The sequence below is a fragment of the Lachnoclostridium sp. MSJ-17 genome (assembly GCF_018918205.1).
GTDB lineage: Bacteria > Bacillota > Clostridia > Oscillospirales > Acutalibacteraceae > Ruminococcoides.
On sequence record NZ_JAHLQB010000001.1, the window covers coordinates 1 to 10,127 of the forward strand.

A 10,127-nucleotide genomic window follows, 5' to 3' on the forward strand; every position below is an offset into this window, starting at 1 on the left:
CGGCGACGAAACGGTAAATGCCGGCACAGGCAAGGAGCTGACCATAAAGGAGCTTACGGAGCTTGTCGCGAAGGTTATCGGCTACGAGGGCGAGATCCGCTGGGATACCTCAAAGCCCAACGGCACACCCAGAAAGCTTCTTGACGTGTCAAAGGCAGAGGCTCTCGGCTGGAGGTACAAGACGGAGCTTGAAGAAGGCATCCGCCTTTCGTATGAGGATTTCCTCAACAATCCCATGAGAGCAGAGAGGTAATTGATATGAATATAGTGCTTTTGTCCGGCGGTTCGGGAAAAAGACTCTGGCCGCTTTCAAATGATATAAGGTCAAAGCAGTTTATCAAGATATTCAAAACGGACGACGGTCAGTATGAATCGATGGTTCAGAGAGTATACCGTCAGATCAAAAAAGTTGACAGCGACGCTAAGGTCACCATCGCCACATCAAAAACTCAGGTCTCGGCAATTCATAATCAGCTGGGCGAGGAAGTTGGTATTTCCGTAGAGCCGTGCCGCCGTGATACATTTCCTGCCATAGCGCTTGCAACTGCGTACCTTCACGATATTCTCGGCGTGACCGAGGATGAAGCAGTTGTTGTATGTCCTGTTGACCCTTACGTTGAGGACGATTATTTTGCGGCAATAAAGGCGCTTGGCGAGCAGGCGGACAAGGGTGAAGCCAATCTGGTGCTTATGGGAATAGAACCGACGTATCCTAGCGAAAAATACGGATACATTATTCCTGAAAGCAAGGATGACATAAGCCGGGTTTTGACATTCAAGGAAAAGCCCGATGCCAAAACCGCCGAGGAATATATCTCACAGGGCGCGCTCTGGAACGGCGGTGTATTTGCTTACAAGCTTAAATATGTGCTTGACCGCGCCCATGAGCTGATTGATTTTACAGATTATCAGGATCTTTTTTCAAAGTACGATACGCTTACCAAGATAAGCTTCGACTACGCTGTTGTTGAAAAGGAGAGCAAGATCCAGGTAATGCGTTTCGGCGGTCAGTGGAAAGATCTCGGAACGTGGAATACACTGACAGAGGCAATGACAGATGCCGCGATAGGCGACGCAATGATGAGCGAAACATGCACGGACGTTAATATCATTAATGAGCTGAATGTCCCTGTTCTCGCAATGGGACTGCATGATGTAGTTATTTCAGCAAGTCCCGAGGGAATTCTTGTCTCCGATAAGGACGAGTCGAGCTACATTAAGCCTTACGTTGACAAGATCGACCAGCAAATAATGTTTGCCGAAAAATCATGGGGCAGCTTCCGCGTTCTGGATGTTGAGGATAAAAGTCTGACCATTAAAGTAACTCTTAACCCCGGCAACAGCATGAATTACCACAGCCATAAAAACCGCGATGAAGTCTGGGTTTGCATCGCCGGTCAGGGCAGGACGGTTGTAGACGGGATGGAGCAGGAATTTACAGTCGGTGATGTTGTGACGATGCAGGCGGGCTGTCGGCATACTGTTTTTGCCGTATCGGAATTGCAGCTTATCGAGGTCCAGCTCGGGGAGGAAATTAATGTACAGGACAAGCAGAAATTCCCTCTCGAATAACAAAAACAAGCCTTTTCTGTTAAAACCGACGGGAAAGGATTATCTCTGGGGCGGCAATCGTCTGAATTACGATTTTGGCAAGAACATTGCGCTTTCTCCGCTTTCAGAAACATGGGAATGCTCAACTCATCCCGACGGACCGAGTACGGTTGCAAGCGGAAAATTTGAAGGTCTGCCTTTGGCGGAGGTACTGAAATCGCACCCCGAATTATTGGGAACGCATCCGCGCACACAGGGCGAGCTGCCGATTCTCATTAAACTTATTGACGCAAAAAAAGATCTGTCCGTTCAGGTTCATCCGGACGATGAATATGCTATGGAGCATGAAAACGGACAGCTCGGCAAAACCGAAATGTGGTATGTGCTTGACGCCGCCCCGGATACAAAACTGGTTTACGGTCTGCATCACAAGGTGAGTAAGGAGAAAATCCGGAACGCCATTGAAACCGGAAAACTGGAAAAGTACCTTCAGACGGTGTCTGTAAAAAAAGACGATATTTATTATATTGAAGCGGGCACCATTCACGCGATCGGAGCCGGAGCGCTGATCGCGGAAATACAGGAGAACTCAAATCTCACATACCGGCTGTATGATTACGACCGTGTAGACAAAAACGGACAGAAAAGAACGCTTCATGTGGATAAAGCGCTTGAGGTAGCAAATCTTGAAGGAAGCAGAGAACCAAAACAGCCGATGCGCGTTTTGAAATACAGACCGGGCTGGGCTTCGGAACTGCTTTGCAGGTGCAAGTATTTTCAGGTCGAAAGAATCATGCTGAATACCGAAACCAACCGCAATATGGTGCCGTTTCAGGTCGGCGACGTTTCCTTTAATGTGCTCTTGTGTCTGAGCGGCACCGGAAGTATTTTTTTCGGAAAAGAGGCTCTTTCGTTTTTTAAGGGCGACTGCATTTTTGTCCCGGCTGACAGCGTTGAAATGAAAATACACGGAAAAGCGTCTATGCTAAAAGTAAGCTGCTGATGGGAGGAATAATAAATGGATTATAAAAAAGAATATCTCAGATGGTGTGTGCAGGCAAAGGGCGATGCTGATGTTGAAAACGAGCTGTCTGCTATTTCTTCGGACGAGTCAAAGATAGAGGACGCGTTTTACCGTGACCTTGCATTCGGTACAGGCGGTCTGCGCGGCGTTATCGGCGCAGGAACCAACCGTATGAATATTCATACAGTTGCAAAGGCGTCGCAGGGACTCTCTGATTATCTTATAAAAAATTATCCTGAAAATGAACGGAAAATTGCAGTGAGCTACGACTCAAGAATCAAATCCGATTTGTTTTCACGTGTAGCGGCGGGCGTGTTTGCGGCAAACGGAATAAAGGTTTATATCTATACCGAGCTTATGCCAACGCCTTGCCTTTCATACGCCGTCAGAGCATTGAACTGCGCGGCGGGAATTATGGTTACGGCATCACACAATCCGTCAAAGTATAACGGTTACAAGGTTTACGGAGCCGATGGCTGCCAGATTACTACAGAAGCGGCAAAGAATATTCTCTCGGAAATCGAAAAGCTTGATATTTTTGCCGATGTAAAGACGGGCAGCTTTGATGACGGAATAAAAAGCGGCTCAATAGAATATATCAGTGATGATATTTATACAGCGTTTGTTGAGGAAGTTAAAAACCAGTCGGTGCTTTCGGAAAACGATAATATCGACAAAAATGTTGCGATTGTTTTTTCACCTCTGAACGGCACAGGCTTGAAGCCCGTACTCCGCACACTCAGTGAAAGCGGATATACAAATATCACTGTAGTTAAGGAACAGGAGCAGCCTGACGGTAATTTTACGACCTGTCCTTATCCGAATCCCGAAATCAAGGAAGCGATGTCACTCGGCATGGAGTACGCTGAGAAATATAATGCCGACCTGCTGCTTGCCACCGACCCTGACTGCGACCGCGTCGGTATCGCCGTAAAGACTCCCAAGGGCGATTACCGGCTTATGACAGGCAACGAAACCGGCATGCTTCTGCTTGACTATATCTGCAAAAAACGCATTGAAAACGGCACTATGCCCGAAGACCCCGTATTTATTAAAACAATAGTTACAATAGACATGGCTGAGCGTATCGCGGCTGATTACGGAGTGCGCACCGTAAATGTTCTGACAGGCTTCAAATTTATCGGAGAGCAGATAGGTTTTCTTGAGCAGCAGGGTAAGGAAAACAGCTATATTTTCGGTATGGAAGAAAGCTATGGCTATCTCAGCGGCGGCTATGTGCGTGACAAAGACGCTGTGGACGGCGCGTTCCTTATCTGTGAAATGTTTGCATACTACAAAACAAAGGGAATCAGTCTCCTTGATAAGCTCGAGGAACAGTACAAAAAATACGGCTACTGCCTTAATACGCTTCATTCTTTTGAATTTGAAGGCTCAGCAGGTTTTGCGAAGATGCAGAAAATAATGAAAGCCTTCCGCGGAGATATTTCCTCGATAGGAGGAAAAAAGGTTGTTAAGGTATTAGACTACGCACCAGGCCTTGACGGTTTGCCGAAATCAGATGTGCTCAAATTTTTACTTGAGGATAACTGTTCCGTTGTTGTCAGACCCTCGGGCACGGAGCCGAAGCTGAAAACATATCTCTCTGTGTCTGCCGGAAGCATGGACGAGGCAGAAAAGGCTGAAAAGAAGATTTGTGAGGATTTGAACAGATACTTTCAGTAATCTGTGATGTACTTGCTGTATGCCGGGAGCTGAAAAGAACCGGTATGGGAAGTATCGAAAAGATGTAATAGATAAAAAACCTTGATGTCATTCATACAGACATTATGAATAATTTAGCATGAGCGAGGAATTAGTTATGACAATTATTGTTACAGGCGGAGCAGGATTTATCGGTTCAAACTTTGTGTTTCATATGCTGAACGAGCATCCTGATTACAGAATCATCTGTCTTGATAAGCTGACTTATGCAGGAAATCTTTCAACGCTGAAATCAGTAATGGATAACCCGTCTTTCAGATTTGTGAAGGCGGATATCTGTGACAGAGCAGCGGTCGAAAAGCTTTTTGAGGAAGAACATCCTGATATTGTTGTTAATTTTGCTGCGGAAAGCCATGTTGACCGCTCCATAGAGAATCCGGAGATCTTCCTTCAGACCAATATCATCGGAACCGAGGTTCTTATGGATGCTTGCAGAAAGTACGGCATACAGAGATATCATCAGGTTTCAACCGATGAGGTATACGGTGATCTGCCGCTCGACAGACCGGACCTGTTCTTTACCGAGGAAACTCCAATACATACAAGCAGCCCGTACAGCAGTTCAAAGGCAGGCGCTGACCTGCTGGTTCTTGCATATCACAGAACCTATGGCCTGCCGGTGACGATCAGCCGCTGCTCAAACAACTACGGTCCCTATCATTTCCCGGAAAAGCTGATTCCGCTGATGATAGCAAATGCGCTTGCCGATAAACCCCTCCCGGTTTACGGAGAAGGTATCAATGTGCGCGACTGGCTTTATGTTGAGGATCATTGCCGCGCAATCGATCTTATTATCCACAAAGGCAGAGTGGGCGAGGTATACAATGTCGGCGGACACAACGAGATGAAGAACATCGATATTGTAAAGCTTATCTGCAAAGAGCTCGGCAAGCCGGAAAGCCTGATTACATATGTAACAGACCGCAAGGGTCACGACATGCGTTATGCTATTGACCCGACAAAGATTCACAATGAGCTTGGCTGGCTGCCCGAGACAAAGTTTGCGGACGGCATCAAAAAGACGATCAAATGGTATCTTGAGAACCGCGAGTGGTGGGAAGAAATCATTTCCGGCGAATATCAGAATTATTACGAAAAGATGTATAATAACAGATAATTCGCTGCGGAGTGTTCATTTTGGATATTATTCTTTCTATCACAAAAAATATTATCACTGCGCTTTATCAGTATTTATGGATTTCACTGATTGTGGCGTTTTTGATATCGACATGTTACTTGTTTGTGTATGAGAAAAACGAGCAGGGGCAGGGGATCAGAAAAACAATTGAGCTGTGGTTTCTGACATTCAGGTCGTCGGCTGCATTCAGAATATTATTCTTTTTGTGTTTTTATGTTGCTATGATTTTATTCCGTACCGTTCTGAACAGAAGTTTATGGCACAATCCGCTGAACGATTTGTTTGGCGGATGGTGGATATACCGGACGGATTCAAACGGCGAGCTTGTCTTAACAACCGAATGCCTTGAAAATATTGTTCTGTTTATTCCGTTTTCATTTTTGTCTTTATGGTTTCTGGTAAAAAAACAAAGGTGTGTAAAAATAGGCGGATTGGTATTAAAAAATATCCGGTTAGCTCTGTATCTGACTCTGATAATTGAGTTTTCGCAATTGTTTCTGAGAGTAGGAACATTTCAGATATCGGATATCGTTTATAATGCTTTGGGCGGAATAACCGGAACCCTGCTGTTTTTGATGTGCTACGGTATCTATCATAAAATAAAAAAACGAGAAGTCTTTTGAATGATCGCAAATGAATAATCATCTCGCTCCCGGGCAATACTTAACGGTGTTAAGTGATTGTTCGGGGGCGATTTTATTCAGTACGGAAAAGTCGAAATCTGCGGCGTCAATACCGCGAACCTCAGGCTGCTCAGCGAAGAACGGAAGCGCGAGCTGATGCAAATAATCAGAAACGGCGATGAAAAGTCGGCAAAGCGTGCGCGCGACGAGATGATTGAGGGCAACCTGCGTCTGGTTCTCAGTGTCATTCACCGATTCAGAAATCGCGGAGAGGAGCTTGACGACCTCTTTCAGGTAGGGGTGATCGGACTTATCAAGGCAATAAATAATTTTGACCCGAAGCTGGACGTGAAATTCAGCACATACGGCGTTCCAATGATATACAGAGGTCGAAATCCATGATATAATTATGCAGGGACTAGCCCTGTTCCGACCTAAATAAGATATTTGATGTCAACCGCGTTGTCGGTGATGATAATCTTGTCAATGCAGGTTCGCAGGATCCTGTGCTTCTCAGCAATCGTCATGTTCTCCCAACCATTCTGAATATTCTTGACAGCATTATTGAGCGAGACGACGTCATTGACAACCGCTACCGACGATTTTTCACTTTCTAAAGCTTTTGATACGGAAGATAATTCCTGCTGATTATCTTGAATCGTAGATAAAAGAAGCTTATCGCCGCTTTCGGCGTAAAGGTTGTAGAGCCTTTTTATTTTAGATGATATAATATCGTATTTTTGCTGCAATACTTTCAAACCGGCTGTCCTGTCGTTTCTCGTATCAATGAGAGCGGTATCGGCAGCCCTTATTGTTTTAGTAAGGTCAAAAAGATCATTGATGACAAGTCTTTCCAGATCCTCTGATTCACAGCGCATATTATCGCAGTTTGGGTCTTTTACAAGATTAGGTTTTGAAGTCTGCTGTGAATAGCAGATGATTTTTGTTCTTCCGCCGCTCCAACGCTGATAATGCATTTTTGCGCCGCATTTGCCGCAAACCATCAATCCTGTTAACAGATAATGCGATGTTACAATATTTTTGGTAGAGCGTCTTTGCCTTTCAATTTGAACCTTGTGCCAAGTGTTTTCATCAATGATCGCTTCGTGTCGTCCCTGAAAGATTTCGCCGTTATAACTGATTTTACCTGTATAGGTGATCCTGTCTAAAATGTTTGTGATGTGTCTGTCATTAGCGACGGGAAACATCTTGGCAAGCTGAGTGGTTGAGTACCCTTTCAGATATAAATCGTAAATACTTCTGACGTCCTCCGCGTTCTCGTTTGGTACCAGTATATCCTGACTTGGATCGTAGTTGTAGCCAAATGGGGTGCCGCTGCCGCCGCGCCAGTAACCTTCTTTAACACGTTCATACATACCCATACGTGTACGCTCACGTATGTTTTCTCTCTCAAGCTGTGCAAAAACCGATAGAATACCTATCATTGCTTTTCCGTATGGTGTGCTGGTATCAAAGTTTTCGTTCATGGAATAGAACTCAACCTGATTAGGTATAAACAATTCCTCTAACAAAAATAGAGTGTCCTTTTGAGAACGGGAAAGTCTGTCCAGCTTGTAAACGACGACGCGTTTAACTTTTTTATTGATGATATCGGCAATCAGTTTTTTCATTGCAGGACGGTCAAGGTTACTTCCGCTCCATCCGCCGTCCTGATAAACCTGATAATTGGTATAGTCCTTTAAGTCGCACCACTGCTTTAGCTTCTTTTCCTGAGCTTCCAACGAATAACCTTCTTCAGACTGGAAATCCGTTGAAACGCGTATGTAAAGAGCAGTGATGTTCTCGTTTGACGCGGTTTCGTTGATTAAAGTCTGCGTCTTTTTCTTCCTTTTTGCAGCCATAGGCTATCACTCTCCGATAAAAGGCAAAATAAAAAAAGAGGTCTTTAACCTCTTTTAGTATATCATATGTAAATGCAGATTTCAACCTGCAATTTTTTCCTTTGTTTGGTCGAAATCTGCATGAATTTCGGAATATATTTCAGCAAGTATTTCCTCCAATTCCGATGTGTTCTTAGGGATATAGCATGACGGATTTTTAATTATAGTATTATCTCTGTCATATCTGTTTCGAATGTACATTGTATCACCTAAGATTATTATTCCATTATTTGCCGGTATTATTCATTTGATAATAAATTATTACCTAACTATACTATATCACATTAACTTATTCTTTTTTTGCTGACTTTGTTGCTCAAAAAAGGGGCGAGGTCCAAATTTGGACCTCGCCGTTTAAATAGACTGAATTGCTTTTGTTATATCTGAAATTGTCTTACCTTCCCTGAACTTTGCCTCCAACGCATCATTGAAGGCGGCCAGTTCCTCCTGTGTGAATGAGGCGGCAGTATATTCAAATCTGCCTATCTCGGCGGGGCTGTACGTCAGGTTGAGTTTTTCGCACATTGTAACAAGAGTATCCTTTGAAGGGTTCTCAATGAAGCGTCCCAAAATCTTAGTGATGGTGCTTTGAGAGATTCCCGTGTACTCCGCGAGATTTTTGCGGTTGAGCTGACGCTCGTTCAGTGTGTCGACGATTTTTGTTCTGATGTCCTTCCTCATATCTGTCCAACCCCTTCTTAATTTTGGAATACTTATAGTATAACAGTTTTCTGATTTGGTTTCAATAGAAAATTCTTTATTCGTTTCAAGAATATTTCTTGTTGACAAAGGGGAGAGTTAATGATATAATATTCCATAACAAGGAATAGCAATAATAAAACAGCAAGATAATTGTAGTGAGGCAATTTGAAATGAGAACGAAATCAAAGCGGTTAATCAAGCAATCCAATATCTCTTTCGGACGCTGTATTGCTGTGTCGGTTTTGGCGTCGGTCGTTTCAAATGCGCTCGTTTTTGTTCACGCCGGTTTATCGGTCGTGAATATCGTTCTTGCTATTGCGTTATGTTCTATCTGTTTCAAATATGCCGGACTGAAAAGATTTCGGAGACTGGCTTTGACAGCTTATTTGTTTTTGATCGTAATATCCAATCTTCCATCCGTTCTGATGTCCGCGTTGCTTGTGTTTTCTTTTGCGCTATGCTTTGTTGGAAGATTGGATTGGAATGAGCTGGCGGCGACCTTGTAAGGAGTAGTTTAGATGTGCAGAACAAACGGACTGAAAAAGATATATGAAGCCTTGCAAAAGAGAATCTTCATTATTCAAGCAACAAAGTCAGCAATAAATGCGCATAAGTTTGTGATACAATACAGTTAAGGCAAAGGAATACTGCCGATGGAAGGGGATAGTCCGATGTTTTGTTAGCGATAGTAAGATTCACTTTACCGCCTTTCGGTATGCTTTTCTTTTCGATTATTCCAAGTATGTCTGGCTGGCGGTCGGCGTGCTCGCGGTGGTACTTCTCGGTTACAGCGTGACCATGAGCGACAAGCGCGGCAAGATGGACGCGACGCGCAGAGCGGAAAACGGGAATTTTGATTATTCTCATAAAGAAACATATGGTTCCGCGAAGCAGATGACCGCCGGAGAAATCAAGAAGTATTTCAAGGTACTGCCCGCGACAGTTGAGGGAATGTCCAAAACAAACGGCGACGTTGTTTTCGGATTTTTGAATGAAAAGAAAAAGAAGATCGTTTCCATGCCTGACAGAGATTGGAGCAAGGGTACCGATTACAACCGCAACATCGCTGTCTGCGGTCCGCCCGGAACAGGCAAAACCCGCGCCTTTGTGATGAATTATATTATCTCCAAGCTTAGCGCGGGCGAATCTCTTTATGTCGTCGACACCAAGGGAGAAATCTACGCGAAAACCTGTTCTTTCGCTAAGGCACAAGGCTATGAGGTAAAAATCCTCAACCTGATCGAAACCGATTGCTCAGACGGCTGGGACGTGCTCGGTGAGGTGGAGAATGATCCGGAGATGGCAATGGAGCTTGCCGCGACGGTGATCCGGAACACAGGCGGCGCGAAAACCGACCCGTTCTGGAATGACGCGGAGATGAATATCCTGAAGGCGGTCATTTTACTGAAGTCCGTCGGCGAAGCGGATATTTCAAACAGAACGGGGAAGAAGCAGACGCTCGGCGA

Annotated in this window: 8 protein-coding genes and 2 pseudogenes; 8 read left to right on the forward strand and 2 right to left on the reverse strand. The window is 44.5% G+C overall.

Going from position 1 to position 10,127, the window contains the following annotated elements:
• The 7 genes and pseudogenes from KQI64_RS00005 to KQI64_RS00035 form a co-directional block, all read left to right on the forward strand.
• Positions 1–253 (forward strand): annotated as a pseudogene (locus KQI64_RS00005) (GDP-L-fucose synthase); the annotation flags it as partial.
• Between the two features lie 5 nt (positions 254–258).
• Positions 259–1,572, forward strand: coding sequence for a sugar phosphate nucleotidyltransferase (locus tag KQI64_RS00010; protein WP_216522736.1), 1,314 nt, complete (start codon positions 259–261; stop codon positions 1,570–1,572).
• Positions 1,538–2,554 (forward strand): type I phosphomannose isomerase catalytic subunit, encoded by a 1,017-nt coding sequence (locus KQI64_RS00015; protein WP_216522737.1) that lies wholly within the window; start codon positions 1,538–1,540, stop codon positions 2,552–2,554. The genes KQI64_RS00010 and KQI64_RS00015 overlap by 35 nt, the downstream gene beginning before the upstream one ends.
• 15 nt (positions 2,555–2,569) lie before the next feature.
• Positions 2,570–4,258 carry a phospho-sugar mutase gene (locus tag KQI64_RS00020; protein ID WP_216522738.1) on the forward strand — a complete coding sequence of 563 codons (1,689 nt, stop codon included), beginning with the start codon at positions 2,570–2,572 and terminating at the stop codon, positions 4,256–4,258.
• Positions 4,259–4,394: 136 nt separating this feature from the next.
• Positions 4,395–5,414 carry a dTDP-glucose 4,6-dehydratase gene (rfbB, locus tag KQI64_RS00025; protein WP_216522739.1) on the forward strand — a complete coding sequence of 340 codons (1,020 nt, stop codon included), beginning with the start codon at positions 4,395–4,397 and terminating at the stop codon, positions 5,412–5,414.
• Between the two features lie 20 nt (positions 5,415–5,434).
• Entirely contained in the window at positions 5,435–6,058 is a 624-nt protein-coding gene (locus KQI64_RS00030) for a VanZ family protein (protein WP_216522740.1), read from the forward strand.
• Positions 6,059–6,133: 75 nt separating this feature from the next.
• Positions 6,134–6,439: pseudogene (locus tag KQI64_RS00035) on the forward strand (sigma-70 family RNA polymerase sigma factor); the annotation flags it as partial.
• 53 nt (positions 6,440–6,492) lie between these two features.
• Here KQI64_RS00035 and KQI64_RS00040 read toward each other — a convergent pair.
• Both KQI64_RS00040 and KQI64_RS00045 read right to left on the reverse strand, forming a co-directional pair.
• Positions 6,493–7,920: a recombinase family protein gene (locus KQI64_RS00040; RefSeq protein ID WP_216522741.1), complete on the reverse strand. Its 1,428-nt coding sequence runs from the start codon at positions 7,918–7,920 to the stop codon at positions 6,493–6,495.
• A gap of 393 nt (positions 7,921–8,313) precedes the next feature.
• Positions 8,314–8,640, reverse strand: coding sequence for a helix-turn-helix domain-containing protein (locus tag KQI64_RS00045; protein ID WP_216522742.1), 327 nt, complete (start codon positions 8,638–8,640; stop codon positions 8,314–8,316).
• A 783-nt stretch (positions 8,641–9,423) separates the two neighbouring features.
• Between KQI64_RS00045 and KQI64_RS10580 the strand changes: the two genes are divergently transcribed.
• Positions 9,424–10,127, forward strand: a 704-nt coding sequence (locus tag KQI64_RS10580) for a type IV secretory system conjugative DNA transfer family protein (protein ID WP_216522743.1), incomplete at its 3' end; no start/stop codon positions are given.

Coding starts and splice junctions, on each gene's coding strand:
- KQI64_RS00040 (WP_216522741.1), bottom strand. CDS start 7,920: ATGGCTGCAAAAAGGAAGAAAAAGACGCAGACTTTAATCAACGAAACC.
- KQI64_RS00045 (WP_216522742.1), bottom strand. CDS start 8,640: ATGAGGAAGGACATCAGAACAAAAATCGTCGACACACTGAACGAGCGT.
- KQI64_RS00015 (WP_216522737.1), top strand. CDS start 1,538: ATGTACAGGACAAGCAGAAATTCCCTCTCGAATAACAAAAACAAGCCT.
- KQI64_RS00010 (WP_216522736.1), top strand. CDS start 259: ATGAATATAGTGCTTTTGTCCGGCGGTTCGGGAAAAAGACTCTGGCCG.
- KQI64_RS00020 (WP_216522738.1), top strand. CDS start 2,570: ATGGATTATAAAAAAGAATATCTCAGATGGTGTGTGCAGGCAAAGGGC.
- rfbB (WP_216522739.1), top strand. CDS start 4,395: ATGACAATTATTGTTACAGGCGGAGCAGGATTTATCGGTTCAAACTTT.